Origin of the sequence: Pseudomonas sp. NPDC086251 (genome assembly GCF_044746405.1) — a bacterium.
Taxonomy (GTDB): domain Bacteria; phylum Pseudomonadota; class Gammaproteobacteria; order Pseudomonadales; family Pseudomonadaceae; genus Aquipseudomonas.
Map to the genome: position 1 here is coordinate 87,884 of NZ_JBIVBY010000020.1, position 18,977 is coordinate 106,860.

Below are 18,977 nucleotides of genomic sequence, written 5' to 3' on the forward strand. Positions count from 1 at the left end.
TCAGCACTGGAAAGTAGGCGGGCTGAATGGATTGGCAGCCGCGAGCAATTCGAGTTGGACCTTGTCTAGCACCTTCTCGTCAAGTCCCTGTGGCGGGAAAACAGGCTGGCCGTTGGCATCACAATCCTGCCCAATCACCACATAGCCACCGCCCAGATTTTCAAAGTCGTTGGCGAAGGCGCAGAGCGTGCGAATAATCGGGTCAGGATTCCAGCCTGTTTTGTATTCGATCCGCTCACCCTCGACGGTACGCTGGCGCAGGAGGTCGTTGAGATTGATGGGTAGCTTTTCAGGCATGGGCGGGCTCTGGTTCGTCGGCGTTGCGCTGATTTGGAGCTCGATTATAGACAGCCCGGACAGGCTGATGCCTGTCAGTTAAGCCCCGCAGGGAATGGATGAAATCTCCAGAAACAACAAAGCCGCCCGAAGGCGGCTTTGTTGATCGGGCTAAAGCTTAGTGCTTGTCGCCAGCCAGCTTGTGTTCCAGGTAGTGGATGTTGATTCCACCTTTGCAGAAGCCTTCGTCGCGGACCAGGTCGCGGTGCAGCGGGATGTTGGTCTTGATCCCGTCGACAACGATTTCGTCCAGCGCATTGCGCATGCGCGCCAGGGCTTCGTCACGGGTTGCGCCGTAGGTGATCAGCTTGCCGATCAACGAGTCGTAGTTCGGCGGAACGGCATAACCGCTGTACAGGTGCGAATCGACGCGAACGCCGTTGCCGCCTGGCGCGTGGAAATGCTTGACCGTGCCTGGGCTTGGCATGAAGGTTTTCGGGTCTTCGGCGTTGATCCGGCATTCAAGTGCGTGACCGCGGATGACGACGTCTTCCTGGGTGTACGACAGCTTGTTGCCAGCGGCGATGCTGAGCATCTCCTTGACGATGTCGATGCCAGTGACCATTTCCGAAACCGGGTGCTCAACCTGAACGCGGGTGTTCATTTCGATGAAATAGAACGCGCCGTTCTCGTACAGAAACTCGAAAGTGCCTGCGCCACGGTAGTTGATGTCGATGCACGCCTTGACGCAGCGAGCGAGGACTTCGGCGCGGGCTTTCTCGTCGATGCCCGGTGCCGGCGCTTCTTCGAGAACCTTCTGGTGACGACGTTGCAGCGAGCAATCGCGGTCGCCCAGATGGATCGCGTGACCCTGGCCATCGGAAAGCACCTGGACTTCCACGTGACGTGGGTTGGTCAGGAATTTTTCCAGGTAGACCATCGGGTTGCCGAACGCCGCGCCTGCTTCGGAGCGGGTCAGTTTCGCCGAGGAGATCAGGTCTTCTTCTTTATGCACAACGCGCATGCCACGACCACCACCGCCGCCAGCGGCTTTGATGATCACCGGGTAACCGACTTCGCGACCGATGCGCAGCGCGGTTTCTTCGTCTTCAGGCAGCGGGCCGTCGGAACCCGGAACGGTTGGAACGCCTGCAGCGATCATGGCGTGCTTGGCCGATACCTTGTCGCCCATCAGGCGAATGGTGTCGGCTTTCGGGCCGATGAACGCGAAGCCGGAATTTTCCACCTGTTCGGCGAAGTCGGCGTTTTCCGCAAGGAAACCGTAGCCGGGGTGAATGGCGGTAGCGCCAGTCACTTCAGCGGCCGCGATGATTGCCGGAATGTGCAGGTAAGAGTGGGCGGCCGAGGCCGGACCGATGCAGACGGATTCGTCTGCCAGGCCCAGGTGCATCAGCTCTTTGTCAGCCTTTGAGTAAACGGCGACGGTCTTGATGCCCATCTCTTTGCAGGCGCGCAGGATGCGCAGGGCAATCTCACCGCGGTTGGCGATCAGAACTTTTTCCAACTTCGCAGTCATCAAAGTCTCTCCGCGGTTCAAACGATGGTGAACAGCGGTTGGTCGTACTCAACCGGCTGGCCGTCTTCGACGAGGATGGATTCGATCACACCGCTGGTTTCAGCTTCGATGTGGTTCATCATCTTCATCGCTTCAACGATGCACAGGGTGTCGCCTTTCTTCACGGTCTGGCCCACTTCAACGAAGGACGGCGAGGACGGCGAGGATTTGCGATAGAACGTACCGACCATCGGCGAACGGGCAACGGTGCCGTTCAGCGCTGGCGCGGCCGGAGCAGCAGGGGCGGCAGCAGCCACCGGGGCAGCCGCAACAGGCGCGGGCGCCGGCGCATGCATTGGCGCCGGTGCGTAGTACTGCTGGGCCGGGGTCTTGCTGTGACGACTGATACGTACGGACTCTTCGCCTTCCTTGATCTCGAGCTCGTCGATGCCGGACTCTTCCAGCAATTCGATCAGTTTCTTAACTTTACGGATATCCATGAATCATCAACTCCCAAGGGTCGGTCAGGGGCGTTTAACGCTTGTAGTTCAAGTCGTTGCCTGTGTTTCAAGCTGTTCTAGCGCGGCCTCCAAGGCCAGTCGGTAACCGCTGGCGCCAAGGCCGCAGATCACTCCCACCGCAACGTCGGAGAAGTAAGAGTGATGGCGGAAAGGTTCGCGTTTGTGCACGTTAGACAAATGCACTTCGATGAATGGGATGCTCACCGCCAGCAGCGCGTCACGTAATGCGACACTTGTGTGCGTAAAAGCTGCTGGGTTGATCAGAATGAAGTCCACACCTTCGCTGCTGGCAGCGTGGATGCGGTCGATCAATTCGTATTCGGCGTTGCTTTGCAGGTGCAGCAAGTGGTGGCCGGCTTCACGGGCACGGCGTTCCAGGTCCTGGTTGATCTGCGCCAGTGTCGTGGCGCCATAGGTGCCCGGCTCACGGGTGCCGAGCATGTTCAGGTTGGGTCCGTGCAGAACCAGTAGCGTCGCCATCTGCTGTTCCTTGTTATCTGTGTGCAATTGTCAGAACCCGGCGACTATGCCGCAAAGCCTTTGTGACTGTCCAGTTCTATGCAATAGCCAGCACGATGGCCGATGTTTGCGCGAAATATATGACCGAGTGATTAAATCCGGTCATTTGCTTTCGCAACACGTTCGGCGAAGTCCCTGGCGTTGATCTCGCCGATCACCCGCACATCTGCACGTTCGACGCCGTCCTTGCCGAAAAACATCAGCGCCGGGGGGCCGAACAGTTTGTAGCGATCGAGCAGGGCGCGTTGCTCGGCGTTGCTGGCGGTGATGTCGAAGCGGATCAATCGATAGCCTTTGAGACGCTCGACGACCTTGGCATCGTTGAGCACCTCATGTTCGATGACTTTGCAGCTGATGCACCAGTCGGCATACCAGTCGAGCAGCAGCGGTTTGGCTGAGGATTTGGCGTCAGCGAGGACACGATCCAGCTCGGCCGGCGTGGTGATTGTTTTCCAGTTGCTGCTGTCTTGCGGTGGTTCGCTGCTCGTGACGATGCGTGGCTGGCCAATGGGATTCAGCGGATCGGTCTGGCCACTGAACGCGCCATACCAGCAGGCCAGCGCGTAAAACAGCAGGAACATCCCGAGCAATTGCCCCAGGCGTTTTCGCGGCGGTTTGTAGACGAACTCCAGTGCGCCCATGAACAACCCGACGCCGCCGGACAGCAAGCCGATCAGCAGCAAGGTGATCTGGCCCGGCATGACTCGACTGAGCAGACCGATCGCCAGCCCCAGCAACAACACGCCAATCGCGTTTTTCACATAGATCAGCCACGGCCCGCTTTTCGGCAGCCAGGCAGCGCCACCGGTGGCCACCAGCAACAACGGTGCGCCCATGCCTAGGCCGAGCATGAACAGTTTCAAACCGCCGCCCAGCGCATCACCGCTGGCGCTGATGTACAGCAACGCGCCGGCCAACGGTGCCGAGACGCACGGCGAAACCAGCAGGCTGGACACCACGCCCAGTACGGCCGCGCCCCACAAGGAACCGCCTTCGGTGCGGCCGGCGATGCGGTCCAGCCGACTGCTGATGGCGTGCGGCAGCTTGAGTTCGAAAACGCCGAACATCGCCAGGGCAAACACCGCAAAAAACAACGCGAACGGCACCAGCACCCACGCCGATTGCAGCCGCGCCTGAAGATTGAGCTGCGCACCGAACATGCCCATCAACGCCCCGAGCAGGGCGAAGCAAACGGCCATCGGCAGCACGTAAGCCAGGGACAGATTGAAACCGCGCCAACCACCCACCTGGCCGCGCAATACCACGCCGGACAGGATTGGCAGCATCGGCAGTACGCAAGGGGTGAACGTCAGGCCGATACCGGCGAGGAAGAACAGTGCGAGTTCGCGCCAGCCCCAACTGGTGGTGGCGCTGCCGGTGCCATCGATGCTCAGGCGTTCGGTCTCGGGCGGATAGCACAGGCCTTTGTCCGCGCAGCCCTGATACGTCACCGCGAGGGTGAAGGCGCGTTGATCAGTGCGCGGCAGTTCGACATCGAGAATGCCGTGGTAAACCTCGACGTCGCCGAAGTACTCGTCGTGCTTCTGTTCACCCTTGGGCAGTTGCGCCGCGCCCAGGCTGACATCGACGGGGTCGGCGCGAAATTGAAAGCGATGGCGATAGAGGTAGTAACCCTCGGTCGCGACGAAACGCAGCTTGATCGATTGCGGCGTGCTCTCGACCAGGCTCAGCTGAAAGGCTTCGCGCACCGGCAGGAAGTCAGCGCTGTTGTTGATCGAGCCAAGGGTGGTACTGGGCCGACTCTCCAGCAACCCGGCGGCGCTGGCCGGCAGGGCGAGCATTAAAAGCAGCAGGCAAAGCAAACGGCGCATGACAATCTCGCGTATCGAAAGTGAGGGCATGATAGCGGACAGTCACACGGATTGCCCCGACCCTGTAGGAGCGAGGCTGCCCGCGAAGAACGATGACGCGGTTTGTCTGAAAGACCGCGTCGCCTGGTTCGCGGGCAAGCCTCGCTCCTACAGGGTTGTGGCGATTTATCAGACGCGGAAGGCCTGGACGGCTGTGTGCAGTCGTCCGCCGAGCACAAGCAGATTCTCCCCTTGCTCACGCCCCTGGCCAATGCGCAGCAGGTTATCCCCGCCCAATTGGTGAATCCGCTCACTGTGATCGCGGATTTCGCTGACAGCGCCGCTCTGTTGGGCGGTGACATCGGCGATGCGCACGGCGGTGTCGGAAATGGTCTGGATCGCGCCGACGATTTTATCCAGCGCGCCGTCCGCCGCTTGCGCCTGGTTGGCGGTGGCCTCGGCATGTTCGACCTGGGCGCGCATGCCTTCCACCGATTGCCGAGCGGCGGTTTGCAGGCCGGCGATCAGCGTCTGGATTTCCGCCGTGGCGCCGGCGGTGCGTTGTGCCAGTGAGCGAACTTCCTCGGCCACCACCGCGAACCCCCGGCCCATTTCCCCGGCGCGGGCCGCTTCGATGGCCGCGTTCAGGGCCAGCAGGTTGGTCTGGTCGGCAATCGAACGAATCACCGTCAACACACCACCAATGGTCGCCGACTCCTCAGCCAGATGCTCGATCATCTGCGCATTGCCTTGCACTTCGCCCACCAGCGCATGCAGGCCGGTCAGGCTCAGGCCGATGACTTTCTGTCCATGCTCCACCGCCAGCCCGGCATGGCGACTGGCATCGGCGGCCTGGCTGGCATCACCGGCGACTTGCTGGATGGTTGCTTCCAGCTCGCCGAGGGAATCGCGGATCAGTGCGGTGTCGCCGGCCTGATGTTCGGCGCCGCTGTGCAAGTCGTTGCTCAATTCGGCCAGGGTGCGGCTGCTGCCGGCGACCTGCTCGGCGTTGAGGCGAATGGTCCCCACCAGGTCCACCAGATAGGCACGCAAGCGGTTCAGCGAGGCTTGAATGTCATGCAGTTCGCGATTGGTCTTGCCCAATTCAATGTCCCGGCTGAAGTCGCCTTCGGCCCAGGTCGAGAGCGCAGGTGCCAGGTTGGTCAAGGTTCTGGCGAGGCGTCGTTGCAGGGTGTCAATGAGCAGCGCGATCAATAGAATCAGGCCGATCATCAGCCCTTGCATCAGCCGTACTTCGCTCTGGATCTGCCCGTGCTGGGCGCGAACCACCGGTTCCAGCCCGGCGATGGCCTGCTGCACGGCGGTGATTTTCAGGTGAGTCGCGGCGCTGAGGTCGGCGCGTTTCTGAATCTGATCGCGGGTGCGCGTCAACTCGGCCGGGTAGCGGGTGAGGAGGCTGTTGAGTTCGCGCTTGAGGCCGACACCCGCATCTTCGGCGGCGGCTTTTTCAGTGTTCTCCAGGCCCATCATCGCGGCGAAATCATCGGTGCTCGATTCACTGCTGCTGGTCACGCCCAGCAACGGCAAGGCGTCCAGAAGTCCAGCCTGGGCGCGGATGTTGCTGACTTCGCGCTCGACATCGGCCGCCAGTTCGCTGCGACCGCTGCTGACCAATTTGTCCCGGGCCAGGGACAATTTGCCCAGGTGCTGCGACGCGGCGAGCAATGGCGTCAGGTAGGCCGCGTTGGTGCTGGCGTATTGGCTGAGCTGATCGAGGCTGGCGCCCAGCTCCCGCTCGGCTTGCAGTAGCAATGCTTGCGGGTCGCCCGCGAGTTTGCCGGCGGCCAGCAGGTCGGTTTTGCTGAATTCGTCGAGGTTGGTCAGGCTCGGGCGCAGGGTTTCGGCCAATGCCGGCGGAAATTCACCGAGTTCCTTTTGCAGGCTGTCGATGGCCTGGCTGGCGCTGCTCAGGCGCAGGGCATCGCCGCTGGCGAGGTAATCCTCGATGTTGCGCGCGACTTCGTTTTGGAATTGTTGGGACAAACCCAGGTAACGCTCCATCAACAGATACGGACGTTCCAGGGCCTTTTGCGACCACCAGAGGGTCGCGCCGAGGGCTACGCAGACGGCGACTAAAAGGAGGGTATTGAGATTGGTCAGCAGCTTCAGGCGCATCGCGGGTCTACCAACGGCAGAATGGTAAGCGCCTGAAGTTATTGCGTTTGTGTTACAGGGTTATGACCGAAAGGGTCGTTTCCGATGAAAAAGTGGCACTTTGCTTTGACGTCCGCGCGGCTTGTACGCGATTGCGTCCGGCGTGCTTGGCGCGGTACAGCGCTTCGTCTGCCTGGCTGGCCATCATCAAGCCGTCGGTGTTTTCGCACAGCTCGACCACCCCGGCGCTGAACGTGCACCATAAATCCTGGGGCTGGGCAGGGTAGTGAATCTCGGCAAAGCGCTGACGGATTTCATCCAGGACTTTGTAGGCCGATTCGAGATCGGTGTCCGGCATGACGATGGCGAACTCTTCGCCGCCGTAGCGGCCAATGAAGTCGGTCTTGCGCAGCCGTTGCTTGAGGAACAGCGCCAGGCTCTTGATCACCCGGTCGCCCATGGGGTGGCCGTGGCTGTCGTTGACCCGTTTGAAATGGTCGATGTCGAGCATCGCAAAGCTCAGCGGCTTGTCTTCGCGGCGAGCGCGGAAGCTGCAGTCTTCGAGCAATTGCAGGATGTGCGTGTGGTTGTACAGCCCTGTGAGGCTGTCGCGAACCATCCGAGCCTTGAGATTGCGTGCCCGTGCCGCGCGGTTGCGCACGGTGGTGATCAGGTGGCGCGGCTTGATCGGTTTGGTCAGGAAGTCGTCGCCGCCCTCGCTCATGGCGTCGAGTTGCTTGTCCAGGTCGTCTTCGGCCGACAGGTAAATGATCGGCACGCTGACATAACGATCGTTATGGCGGATCACCTTGGCCAGTTCGGTACCGGTGCAGGCCGGCATGTACATGTCGAGAATGATCAGGTCCGGCTGGAAATCCGCCAGCTCGGCCATCGCCTGAATCGGCTCGATCAAGGTTCGGGTGACGATCCCGGCGCTGTTCAGCAGGCGCTCGGTGTGCAGCGCCTGGGCGCGGGAGTCGTCGATGATCAGCACTTTATAGGGTTCGTACTGGGCGACGCAGGTCAGGACTTCGATCTTCTCCAGCAGGCTCGAGGCTTCGAGAGTGCCGGTCAAGAATTCCTGGCCACCGGCACGCACGGCGGCGAGACGGGTCGGGGTGTCGGTTTCGTGCAGGCTGAAAAACAGCAACGGCAAAGGCTCATCCAGGCCGACCTGGGCTTCGGCAGCCAGTTTCAGGCCGATACCGGTGCCACTGAAATCCACGTCCATGACAATCGCCGCAGGCAAACGCTCGACCATTGAGGAGCGAAACGCCGATACGCTGTCCAGGGACTGGGCACTGAGCCCGAAGAATTCCAGTTGCTTGGCCAGGCGCTCGGCGCGCTCGTGATCCTGCAGCATCACATAGATCGGTTTGCGCAGCGGCGGCAGAAAGGTTTGCTCGAACTGGTCGCCATGACGCAAGCCGGTGCGCGACAGGCGCTGCATCAAGCGATTGAGGTCAGTGATCAATCCGCTGCTCAGGCGTCCGCGATTGGCGTCGACAGCCTCCAGCGATTGGCCGATGTGGCGCGCCAGTTGGGAGTGTTCCGGTTGTTCGAAGCGCTCGGCGAAACGCAGCAGGCGCAGGTTGGCCTCGCTCAGTTCCGATAGGTCGGTGGTGGACCACTCACTGCGTTGCAGGCGTTGCCAGATCTCAAGAATTTGACGTGCCTGATGAATTACCCGCTGGGCAAAGTGGTGCTTGAGGCGCTCACGGCTGGGGTCTTCTGGCTCGGTCATATCCTGACTACTAGTTAGGGTGCATGCTGAGGTCGACTGGTGGCTCTATGCTAGCACCTCTTTTGTATTGGATGAGTGTCGTACGTCAATAATCTGCAAAGCGATGCGATTCAGTTTCTGACCGAGTGGTCTGAATTGTGTCGTTATCACGCTGCGGAGGCCCGGTGGGCTTGGGCTTCGGAAGCTACCTGCGTCATTTCAAGGAAACGGCAGGGTGAGTTTCGGGTCTCGTCTGTCAGGGATTTTTGATTTTTCGCGGGTGTGATTGGGGCGGGATTTTTGGCGGGTAGGGGTCAGGGATTCCCCTATAGGCCGTTGGCAGCATCATGGCGTCAAGACGTTAGTCGCCGACTGACTTGCTGAAGTCTTTGGCATACCTAACCGCCGCACCGCTATTGACGCTTCACGAAATGCAGCAGATTTCAATGAGCCTCATCGGCGTTGTCGCTTGAATTCATCGGCAACGGTTACCGCGGGTTCAGTCATGATTTTTCGGGATAAACCCAACGACGGGTGCCGGCCAAAGGCACGTTGTTGTATGGTTGTGGTCGAACCGATGAACTCAAGTGATTGAAAGGATATCGCCATGCTGGACTGGAAGAACCGCGCGGGCAGCGCGCCTGAACGTGCCGCCGAACCGAAGTCGGCCACCCGCAGTTATGTTGGCGGCCTGTTGTTCAGCCGGGCGCTGGCCACTCTGATCGGCCTTTATCTGCTGGTAGCGATTGCCTTGGGCTGGTACTGGAGCCAGGAGCCTGCGCTGTTCCCGGTTCAGCAAAATGCCCAACTGGCTGCCGAGAAAGAAGGCAAGCAGATGGTCATCGGCTACACCACGGTCGAAACCCTCAAGACCGTTGCCGGTACGTTGCTGACCAAACCCGGTGGCTATATTTCCAACGACCGTTTCCCGCCGGGCCTGTGGATGGACAATACGCCGAGCTGGGAATATGGCGTGCTGGTCCAGGTTCGCGATTTGAGCCGTGCCTTGCGTAAAGACTTCGCCCGTTCCCAGTCGCAGTCCACCGAAGACGCCGACCTGGCCAAGGCCGAGCCGCGTTTCAACTTTGACAATAAAAGCTGGGTGCTGCCGTCCAGTGAGTCCGAGTATCAGGAAGGCATCAATTCCCTGAGTCGTTATCAGACGCGCCTGTCCGATCCGAACCAGAAGAGCGCGCTGTTCTTCGCCCGCGCTGACAACCTGAACAACTGGCTGGGCGATGTCGGCACCCGTCTGGGTTCGCTGTCGCAGCGGTTGTCGGCCAGTGTTGGCCGGGTCAAGCTCAACACCGCGCTGAAAACCGAAGTTGTTGCTCCGGGGCAGGTGCCGCAGGTTGACGAAGAAATCGTCGAAACCCCGTGGATGCAAATCGACAATGTGTTCTACGAAGCTCGCGGTCAGGCCTGGGCCTTGTCTCACCTGCTGCGCGCCATCGAAGTCGACTTCGCCGATGTACTGGCCAAGAAGAACGCCACGGTCAGCGTGCGCCAGATCATTCGTGAACTGGAAGCGTCGCAAGAACCGGTGTGGAGCCCGATGATCCTCAACGGCAGCGGTTTCGGCGTGCTGGCCAACCACTCGCTGGTCATGGCCAATTACATCTCCCGGGCCAACGCCGCGGTGATCGATTTGCGTCAACTGCTCAATCAGGGCTGAGTCATGGTCGATAACGCGAGGGAAGCCGCCCATCGCGCGGCGTCGGATGCCGAACAGATCGCCTGGGTCGACGAGCAGGACAACCTGCTCGGCGCCCTGGTCCGTGCCGACCTGCGTGAGCGCGGGCTGATCGGGCGGGGCACTTATATAATGCTGTTCAATTCCGCCGGTGAGCTGTGTGTGCATCGGCGCACCCTGAGCAAGGCGATCTATCCGGGGTATTGGGACGTGGCGGCGGGAGGCATGGTGCTGGCCACTGAAACCTACGCGGAATCGGCGGCCCGGGAGCTGGAAGAAGAGTTGGGGGTGAGCGGCGTGGAACTGACCGCTCACGACCACTTTTTCTTTGAAGACACCGGCAACCGGCTGTGGTGTTCGGCGTTTTCGGCGGTGTGGGACGGTCCGTTGATCCTGCAACCGGAGGAAGTGCTCGAAGCACGCTTTATCGCCATTGATCAGGTCATGCAGGAAATCCAGCAAAAGCCTTACTGCCCGGACTCTTTGGCTGCGTTGAAGCGCTATCTTCGGTTTCGTGGTCAGGACGTCGCAAAAGAGGCATAAATTGGCGCTGATTGGCTCTTAGCAAGTCGGCTTTTTGCCGTTACACTGCGCGACCTTTTCAAACTGAACCGGCATTGCTGTTCTGTAGGAGCGAGCTTGCTCGCGATGGACGTTAACGATAACGCGTGCGTTCAGCATGAACGCGTCGTCATGGCGTTCTTCGCGAGCAAGCTCGCTCCTACAGAATGAACCGTGTAGGAGCGAGCTTGCTCGCGAAAGATGTAGAGACGACACGTGCAGCCTGATGCCGCGCGTTTTCGTTGAAGTCCATCGCGACAAGGTTGTACCGTTTCAGTAGCGCTGCCCCTGCCTGAGTGGGGCTTCGCGGTCGATGGCACCTGCCCAGGTGCCGCGACCAGTCTTTGTCCTCCCAAGAGGATTGCCGGTGGCCAAAAAAGCCGCATCCTTCGCCGCCCTTGGTGGCCTGGTATTTTCCACCGACGCAGGTCGTCATTGCCCGGATTGCAGTAAACCGGTGGACGCCTGTATCTGCAAACAGACCGTTATCCCGGCCGGCGACGGCATCGCTCGCGTGCGTCGCGAAAGCAAGGGCCGTGGCGGCAAGACGGTGACCACCATCACCGGCGTGCCGTTGGCCGAAGACGCGCTCAAGGACCTGGCCACCACGTTGAAGAAACGGTGCGGCACTGGTGGAGCGTTGAAAGACGGAATCATTGAAATCCAGGGCGATCATGTCGAGCTACTCTTGGGCGAGCTGATCAAACTCGGTTTCAAAGCGAAGAAGTCCGGCGGCTAGCAGCCTCTGTGAAAACCACCCTCGGCTTGATCCAGTCCTGACAGCAGGCCTGGCGTCGCCTACATGGTTTTCACAGAGCCTGTTCTGACTGGTTTCTAAACTCACTGCGGTCGGCGAGGTCTATCCCTCGTTGACGAACCGTCATTTTCATTCTTTAGACTGCGCCGGCCTGAACTCAGGCGACGCACTATGACTTCTTTATAGGGGACTTCGATGTCCGTACGACGCACACGTAAAGACGATGGCAGCCAATGGACCGTTGCGGACAGCCGCAGTGTCTACGGGATTCGCCATTGGGGGGCCGGGTATTTCGCGATCAATGACGCCGGTCGCGTCGAAGTTCGCCCGAACGGTCCGACCAGTTCGCCTATCGATCTCTTCGAGCAAGTCGACCAGCTGCGCAAGAGCGGCTTGTCCTTGCCACTGTTGGTGCGTTTCCCGGATATCCTGCAAGACCGCGTGCGTCAGCTGACCGGCGCGTTCGACGCTAACATTGAGCGTCTGGAATACCAGAGCAAGTACACCGCGCTGTACCCGATCAAAGTGAACCAGCAAGAAGCGGTGATCGAAAACATCATCGCCACTCAGAACGTGTCCATCGGTCTGGAAGCCGGCTCCAAGCCTGAGCTGCTGGCCGTGCTGGCCCTGGCGCCGAAGGGCGGCACCATCGTCTGTAACGGTTACAAGGACCGCGAGTTCATCCGTCTGGCGCTGATGGGCCAGAAGCTCGGTCACAACGTGTTCATCGTGATCGAGAAAGAATCCGAAGTTGAGCTGGTGATCGAAGAAGCGGCGTCGCTGAAGGTCAAGCCACAGGTTGGCCTGCGCGTGCGTCTGTCGTCCCTGGCCTCGTCCAAGTGGGCTGACACGGGCGGTGAGAAATCCAAGTTCGGTCTGTCGGCGGCGCAATTGCTCTCGGTGGTCGAGCGTTTCCGCGCGGCGGGCCTGGATCAGGGCATTCGCCTGCTGCACTTCCACATGGGCTCGCAGATCGCCAACCTGGCGGACTACCAGCACGGCTTCAAGGAAGCGATTCGTTACTACGGCGAACTGCGCAACCTCGGCCTGCCGGTGGACCACATCGACGTCGGTGGCGGTTTGGGCGTCGACTACGACGGTACCCACTCGCGTAACGCCAGCTCGATCAACTACGACATGGACGATTACGCCGGTGTCGTGGTCGGGATGCTCAAGGAATTCTGCGACGCGCAGAGCCTGCCGCACCCGAACATCTTCTCCGAGAGCGGCCGCTCCCTGACCGCGCACCACGCCATGCTGGTGGTGCAAGTGACCGACGTCGAGAAGCACAACGACGACGTGCCGCAGATCGAGAACAAGGAAGCGCTGCCGGAAACCGTACAGTGGCTGGTGGACCTGCTGGGTCCGACCGACATCGAGATGGTCACCGAAACCTACTGGCGCGCCACGCACTACATGAGCGACGTGGCCACCCAGTACGCCGATGGCAAGCTGACCCTGGCCGAGAAAGCCCTGGCCGAGCAATGCTATTTCGCCGTGTGCCGTCGCCTGCACAACTCGTTGAAAGCCCGTCAGCGTTCCCATCGCCAGGTGCTCGACGAACTCAACGACAAGCTCGCCGACAAGTACATCTGCAACTTCTCGGTGTTCCAGAGCCTGCCAGACACCTGGGCCATCGGCCAGGTCCTGCCGATCCTGCCGCTGCACCGTCTCGACGAAGAGCCGCTGCGTCGTGCGGTGCTGCAGGATCTGACCTGCGACTCCGACGGCAAGATCAAGCAATACGTCGACGAGCAGAGCATCGAGACCAGTTTGCCCGTGCACGCGCTGAACGAGGGTGAAGACTACCTGCTGGGGATCTTCCTGGTCGGCGCTTACCAGGAAATTCTCGGCGACATGCACAACCTGTTCGGTGACACCGACTCGGTGAACATCTACCAGAATGCCGACGGCAGCGTGTACCACGCGGGTATCGAAACCCACGACACCATCGAAGACATGCTGCGTTACGTGCACTTGTCGCCAGAAGAGCTGATGACCCACTACCGCGACAAGTGCGCCAGCGCCCGCATCACGGCTGCCGAGCGCACCCAGTTCCTCGACGCCCTGCGTCTGGGCCTGACCCGTTCGTCTTACCTGTCTTCTTGAGGTAAGTCGTCACTGTCATCAGGTTGTCTGAAAATGTTCCGCACGTCTGCGGAAATTTCAGATGACCTGGTGCGGTGGCTCTCTCTTTCCACGCGATACTTCCCACACGCCCGGCTATCCAAGCCATATGGTCTTCTTTTCACGTAGGCCATTTCCTAAGTTGTACTTCGGCACTCTACTCGGCCATGTCTCTCAGCGAGAATCCCCGGCCGCCCCTCCTGTAGAGAATCGCCGATGTTCGATCCAGTCAACGAGCCTTCATTTCGTCTGGATGTAGCAGGTCTGCCCGACGCCTTTGAGGTCCTGGCCTTTACCGGGAGAGAAGCCATCAGCGAGCCGTTCGTGTTCGACGTCGATCTGTTGATCAAAGACCCGGCACTCGACCTTGCGAGCCTGCTGTACCGTTCGGCCTTTTTGCATATTGGGCCAGAGGGGAACGGTTTCCACGGACAATTGCATGAACTCGTTCAGCGCGATCATGGCCCGACAGCCCGGCTCTGCCACGTGCGGCTGGGCCCCAGGTTGACGTGCCTTTCCCAGCGTTTCAGCCAGCGAATTTTCAGCGCCCGTTCAGTGCCACACATCCTCGACCAGGTGCTCAGGGAACACGGCATTGCCGGCCAGGCGCGGCGCTTTGAGTTGAGTGGCGATTACCCACCCCGAGATTTCTGTACGCAATACCGGGAATCGGACCTGCAATTTCTCCAGCGCCTGTGCGCCGAAGAGAACATTCACTACCACTTCGAACACGGCGCTCGCGGGCACTGTGTGGTCTTTGGTGCAGGGCAGGGGAATTTTCGCCAGGGTGAAAATGCGCTATTCCAGATCGAAGGCGAGCAACCGGCGGTGCGTCAGTTTTTGCTTCAGGGCTGCGCCGATGCAGCGGCGCAAAGTGCCGAAGGTCACACGGACCTGACGACACTGCGCAGTGGTCGGCTGATGCGCTTGTCCGGCCATCCGTTGACCGAGTGGAATCATCTCTGGCTGCTGACCCACGTCGAACATCAGGGTAACCAGGAACCGGGCACTCCCTACCGCAACCAGATTCGTGCCATCCACTGGGAGGCGCCTTTCGTCACGCCACAACCTGCGCTGAAACCGAGGATGCACAGCCTGCAACGGGCCTGGGTGGTGGACATCGATGAATCGAGCCCCGATCCGTCCAGACTGGTGGCTGTGCAGTTTGACTGGCTCTATCAGGGCGAGGGCGCGGTACCCAGCCACTGCTGGCTGCCGTTGGCCGCAGAACTCACGGGGGCAAGCGTTTCGCCGTTGAATGAAGGGACCGAGGTGGTGGTGAGTTTTGTCGAGGGTGATCCGGATCGACCGCTGATCAGCGGCGTTCTTCATCATTCGACGCCTGTCGAAAAGGCTGAGGTGCCCGCGACCGAGGCGGTCCAGGTTGTCGAGGGCCTGTCGCAATGGCTGCGCTCGGGTGAGCCCTTGATGCTGCTGTGTCTGATGCCCGGTGGCGGCAGTTTCAGCCATTGCACGCAAGCGCTCTGCACCTGCCGGGTGGCGATGGAATTTGGCCGGAGCGGTGCGGCATGATCGCCGGGCGCCCGCAATGGCTATTGCTGGATGTGCCGGGTGCACCGCAGGCGGGTGCGCTGCTGCAACAGATGCAGGCTCGGTGGTTCTGGTTGTTCGACGGCACGGAGCTGCATGCATTGCGCGAACACGGGCCAATCCTCGTCGACCTGCGGACATGCCCTGCGTTGACCGGTTTATGCCACAGCGAAGCGCACATCTGGCGTGGCTTGCTGCTGCTCAGCGAGGCGTCGTCATCACAGTTGCTGGCGCATTTGCGCCGCATGCTCACGGTCAGTTTCGGCCTGCATCACCGGGCCTTGTTGAGTTACTACAACCCACACACCGCCAGTTACTTTTTTGATGCCTGCGATGCCCGGGAACTGAGCCGCTGGCTCGGGCCTATCAGTCAGCTGCGCTGGTTTGGCGGGACCTGGGCCGACCGCGCGATCGGCAGTGAGTGCTGGCAGCAGTTGCTCAATCCGGGGCTTGTCGTCAATCCGTTAGGCGTCGAAGAAAGTCTCAGCCCTGGCCAACGGGAAAAACTGCAAACATGCCTGCTGGAGCAACACACCTGGCGTTGGAGCCTATCCACCGCGACCGACTACATCACCCTATGGTCCCATGTGCAGGAAGGGCTGGCGCTGGACTTCAGCGAACGCCCGGTGCTCGACGACTGGTTATGGCTACGCTTGCAGCACCCCGGCGCTGTGTTGGTGCAACCGTTGATGGGCGCCACCCAGCAGGAGCGTCTCGATGGGCTACGCGATGCGTGGCAGAACGGTCAAGCCTGAAGGCGAGTTCAGTGGGCTCGTCCGGCGAACCAGCCGTCGTTCTTGCGTAGAAACCAGGCGAATGCGCCCAGGGTCAGGCTGCGCAGCAACATGAACAACAAGAACGTTATCCACAGTCCATGGTTGCCAAAACCTTGCAGCGCCCAGGCGAACGGCAGCAGCAGAACCACCGTCAGCAGCATGCCGTTGCGCATTTCCCGGGCGCGGGTGGCGCCGATGAACAACCCGTCGAGCAGGTAACTCCAGACCGCAATCAACGGCAGTGCGGCGAGGTATGGCAGGTAGATGAACGCGGTGTAGCGCACGCTTTGAATGTCGGTCTGCATCTCGATGAACAGATGCCCGGCGAACAGGAACAACACGGCAAAGCCCAGGCTCGCCAGCAACGACCAGCCGCAAGCCACCACCAATGAGCGGCGCAGCGCCTCCCGGTTGCGCGCGCCGATGGCATGCCCGCACAACGCTTCCACGGCGTGGGCGAGTCCATCGAGGGCGTGCGCGGTCAGCAGCAGGCCGTTGAGCAGCAGCGCATTGGCGGCGACGGTGGCATCACCCAGCCGCGCGCCCTGCACGGTGATCAGGAAAAATACCGATTGCAGCGCCAGGCTGCGGATGAAGATGTCGCGGTTGACCGCCAACAGCGGTCGCCAGCTCTGCCACACGGCCAGCGCGGCCCAGGCGATGTGGCCGGGGTAAGCGCGCAGGGCCTTGCGGGTCATCAGCAGGCCGATCAGGGCGCCGGTCCATTCGGCGATCACCGAGGCCCGGGCGGCGCCGACCACGCCCCATTCCAGACCGAGGACGAACCACAGGTTCAGCGCGATATTGACCAGATTGGTGCTCAGCAGAATCGCCAGCGGCGCCCGGGCGTTCTGCGTGCCGAGGAACCAGCCGACCAATGCGTAACTGGCCAATGCGGCCGGCAGGCCGAACAGCCGGGTGTGGAAGAATTCGCGGGTCAGCTGATCCAGCTCTGCCGAGGGTTGCATGAAGTGCAGCGCGACGCCGCTCAATGGCACCCCCAGCGCTCCCAACACCACGGCCAGGCCCATGGCCAGTAACAGGCCTTGCAGCAAAATCTGCCGCAGCGCCGCACCGTCCCCGCGCCCGGCCGCCTGGGCGGCGAACCCGGTGGAACCCATGCGCAGAAAACCCATCGCCCAGGCCAGAAACGTATACAGACTGGCCCCGACCGCGACGGCGCCCAACTGATGGGCGTGGGGCAGGTGACCGATGACGGTGCTGTCGACCAGCGCCACCAGCGGTACGGAAATGTTCGAGAGAATCATCGGCGCGGCCAGCGCCCAGACCCGACGATGAGTCGGTCGGTCGCGCCAGTCGGCAATCAGGTTGGACATGCAGGCTCCTTGGGGAGCGGGCATTGTAGCGACACATCTGCAATGCCGCTCCCACAGGGATTTGTGGTGTCAGTGAATAATCCAGCTCAACAGCCAAAGGCCCAGCAGCAACCAGATAATCCCCATGATGATCGATGCATTCATGAACGCCCGAATCGCCGACCACAACAGCATCAACCCCAGGATCAACGCGATGATGTTGATGATCGACGTGTCCATGCCCAGTGCACGGGACATCCCTTCGACAAAGTTGCTGCCCGCATGGCTGAGCAGATTGAACAAGCCACTGAGGCCATCAACGATGAACCGGATGACCGAACCGAGCGCTTGGCCGAGCCATTCGAAAAAGCTTTCTACCTGCATGTGAGGATCGTCCTGATGAGTGTGATGGCGATTGGGCCATTATCGCGATGTCGAGTTCCCTGATACCAGGAGCGTTTGAGTATGGCGCAAAGATTCCCGCCCGTTGATGAACCCTGCAGGAGCGAGCTTGCTCGCGAAGAACTCTAGAGCACACGTTTTATCCAGGATGCACGCATTATCGTTGACGTCCATCGCGAGCAAGCTCGCTCCTACAGGAGAAGCTTGCCATCCCCGGCCATCCCCCCGAAGCTATACGCCTTCAGGAGAGCCCGATGAACCTTGTTGAACTGACCGAACGCCTGCACGCCATCCGTGACCGCAATGACTGGCGGCAATTTCACAGCCCGAAAAACCTGGCCATGGCCGCCAGCGTGGAAATGTCCGAGCTGGTGGAGATCTTCCAGTGGCTGACCGAAGACCAGTCACGTCAGTTGCCGGCGGACAAACTTGCTCACGCCGGGCAGGAAGTCGGTGACATCGTGCTTTATCTATTGCTCCTGTGCAGTGAGTTGGGGTTGGACATGAATGAAGTGGTGCGCAGCAAACTCGCGGACAGCGAACGGCGGTTCAGCTGATGAGCGACCGTCATTTCGATCAACTGGCGACCCGTTTCGCCGAAAAAATCTACGGCGGTGCCAAAGGCGCGATCCGTCTGGCGGTGCTTCAGGCCGATCTGGCCGAAACCCTGCCGGACCGACCGCTGCGCGTACTCGACATCGGCGCCGGCCTTGGCCACATGTCATTGTGGCTGGCCCAGCGCGGTCATGACGTCACACTGGCCGAACCTGCCGAGCCGATGCTTGAGGGCGCCCGCCAGCGCTTCGCCGACGCCGGGCAGACGGCCACGTTCATTCAGGCGCCGTGGCAGGATCTGCTCGGTCAGCTCACCGAACCTTACGACCTGGTGCTGTGCCACGCCGTGCTGGAATGGCTCGCCGAACCCCACGCGATCCTGCCGGTTTTGCATCAGCTCACTAAACAAGACGGCTGGTTGTCCCTGGCGTTCTACAACCGCGACGCGCTGATCTACCGCAACCTGCTCAAGGGCCACTTCCGCAAGATGCGCAAGAATGACATGGCCGGCGAGAAGCAGAGCCTGACCCCGCAACAGCCCCTCGATCCACGAGAACTGGCGGCGCAACTTGAAGGCCTGTGGCAGGTCGAAACTCAGAGCGGGGTGCGGGTTTTTCACGACTACATGCCGGTGGAGTTCCAGGCCCGCGCCGAGCTGGTGGACTTGCTCGAAATGGAACTCGCCCACCGTCGACACCCAAGTTTTGCCGGGCTTGGGCGCTACTTGCACTGGATCTGTCGGCCGGTCTGATCGGAGC

The 18,977-nt window shown here is 60.7% G+C and carries 17 protein-coding genes; 8 read left to right on the top strand and 9 right to left on the bottom strand.

The window, feature by feature from the left end; all coding sequences use genetic code 11:
• From ACIPL2_RS22460 to gcbA, 7 genes are all read right to left on the bottom strand, one after another.
• Positions 1–297, bottom strand: coding sequence for a helix-turn-helix domain-containing protein (locus tag ACIPL2_RS22460; RefSeq protein WP_401359820.1), 297 nt, complete (start codon positions 295–297; stop codon positions 1–3).
• Between the two features lie 157 nt (positions 298–454).
• On the bottom strand, positions 455–1,813 hold the full coding sequence (gene accC / locus ACIPL2_RS22465) for an acetyl-CoA carboxylase biotin carboxylase subunit (protein WP_017336341.1): 1,359 nt from the start codon (positions 1,811–1,813) through the stop codon (positions 455–457).
• A gap of 17 nt (positions 1,814–1,830) precedes the next feature.
• Positions 1,831–2,292: an acetyl-CoA carboxylase biotin carboxyl carrier protein gene (gene accB / locus ACIPL2_RS22470; RefSeq protein ID WP_401359823.1), complete on the bottom strand. Its 462-nt coding sequence runs from the start codon at positions 2,290–2,292 to the stop codon at positions 1,831–1,833.
• 48 nt (positions 2,293–2,340) lie between these two features.
• Entirely contained in the window at positions 2,341–2,793 is a 453-nt protein-coding gene (gene aroQ, locus ACIPL2_RS22475) for a type II 3-dehydroquinate dehydratase (RefSeq protein ID WP_074873434.1), read from the bottom strand.
• 131 nt (positions 2,794–2,924) lie between these two features.
• Positions 2,925–4,664, bottom strand: a complete 1,740-nt coding sequence (locus tag ACIPL2_RS22480; RefSeq protein WP_401359825.1) for a protein-disulfide reductase DsbD — start codon at positions 4,662–4,664, stop codon at positions 2,925–2,927.
• A gap of 168 nt (positions 4,665–4,832) precedes the next feature.
• Complete coding sequence (locus ACIPL2_RS22485; RefSeq protein ID WP_401359827.1) at positions 4,833–6,779, bottom strand: methyl-accepting chemotaxis protein; 1,947 nt, start codon at positions 6,777–6,779, stop codon at positions 4,833–4,835.
• Between the two features lie 52 nt (positions 6,780–6,831).
• Positions 6,832–8,502 carry a diguanylate cyclase GcbA gene (gene gcbA / locus ACIPL2_RS22490; protein WP_401359830.1) on the bottom strand — a complete coding sequence of 557 codons (1,671 nt, stop codon included), beginning with the start codon at positions 8,500–8,502 and terminating at the stop codon, positions 6,832–6,834.
• 586 nt (positions 8,503–9,088) lie between these two features.
• Here gcbA and ACIPL2_RS22495 point away from each other — a divergent pair.
• The 6 genes from ACIPL2_RS22495 (at position 9,089) to ACIPL2_RS22520 (ending at position 15,925) form a co-directional block, all read left to right on the top strand.
• Positions 9,089–10,156: a DUF2333 family protein gene (locus ACIPL2_RS22495; RefSeq protein ID WP_401359833.1), complete on the top strand. Its 1,068-nt coding sequence runs from the start codon at positions 9,089–9,091 to the stop codon at positions 10,154–10,156.
• Positions 10,157–10,159: 3 nt separating this feature from the next.
• Positions 10,160–10,717: an NUDIX hydrolase gene (locus tag ACIPL2_RS22500; RefSeq protein ID WP_401359835.1), complete on the top strand. Its 558-nt coding sequence runs from the start codon at positions 10,160–10,162 to the stop codon at positions 10,715–10,717.
• 385 nt (positions 10,718–11,102) lie between these two features.
• Positions 11,103–11,474, top strand: a complete 372-nt coding sequence (locus ACIPL2_RS22505) for a translation initiation factor Sui1 (RefSeq protein ID WP_008031278.1) — start codon at positions 11,103–11,105, stop codon at positions 11,472–11,474.
• A gap of 213 nt (positions 11,475–11,687) precedes the next feature.
• Positions 11,688–13,601 (top strand): arginine decarboxylase, encoded by a 1,914-nt coding sequence (gene speA / locus ACIPL2_RS22510; RefSeq protein ID WP_401359837.1) that lies wholly within the window; start codon positions 11,688–11,690, stop codon positions 13,599–13,601.
• A gap of 234 nt (positions 13,602–13,835) precedes the next feature.
• Positions 13,836–15,152 carry a type VI secretion system Vgr family protein gene (locus ACIPL2_RS22515; protein WP_401359840.1) on the top strand — a complete coding sequence of 439 codons (1,317 nt, stop codon included), beginning with the start codon at positions 13,836–13,838 and terminating at the stop codon, positions 15,150–15,152.
• On the top strand, positions 15,149–15,925 hold the full coding sequence (locus ACIPL2_RS22520) for a DUF4123 domain-containing protein (protein ID WP_401359842.1): 777 nt from the start codon (positions 15,149–15,151) through the stop codon (positions 15,923–15,925). The genes ACIPL2_RS22515 and ACIPL2_RS22520 overlap by 4 nt, the downstream gene beginning before the upstream one ends.
• Before the next feature lie 8 nt (positions 15,926–15,933).
• Here ACIPL2_RS22520 and ACIPL2_RS22525 read toward each other — a convergent pair whose 3' ends face one another.
• A complete protein-coding gene (locus ACIPL2_RS22525) occupies positions 15,934–17,283 on the bottom strand; it encodes an MATE family efflux transporter (protein ID WP_401359844.1) in 1,350 nt (449 codons plus the stop codon).
• Between the two features lie 69 nt (positions 17,284–17,352).
• Positions 17,353–17,646 carry a hypothetical protein gene (locus ACIPL2_RS22530; protein WP_059405721.1) on the bottom strand — a complete coding sequence of 98 codons (294 nt, stop codon included), beginning with the start codon at positions 17,644–17,646 and terminating at the stop codon, positions 17,353–17,355.
• Between the two features lie 272 nt (positions 17,647–17,918).
• Here ACIPL2_RS22530 and ACIPL2_RS22535 point away from each other — a divergent pair, with 272 nt between their 5' ends.
• Positions 17,919–18,221 carry a MazG-like family protein gene (locus ACIPL2_RS22535; protein WP_007951009.1) on the top strand — a complete coding sequence of 101 codons (303 nt, stop codon included), beginning with the start codon at positions 17,919–17,921 and terminating at the stop codon, positions 18,219–18,221.
• Complete coding sequence (locus ACIPL2_RS22540; protein ID WP_017336359.1) at positions 18,221–18,970, top strand: methyltransferase domain-containing protein; 750 nt, start codon at positions 18,221–18,223, stop codon at positions 18,968–18,970. Before ACIPL2_RS22535 ends, ACIPL2_RS22540 begins: the two co-directional genes overlap by 1 nt.
• Positions 18,971–18,977: the final 7 nt, after the last annotated feature.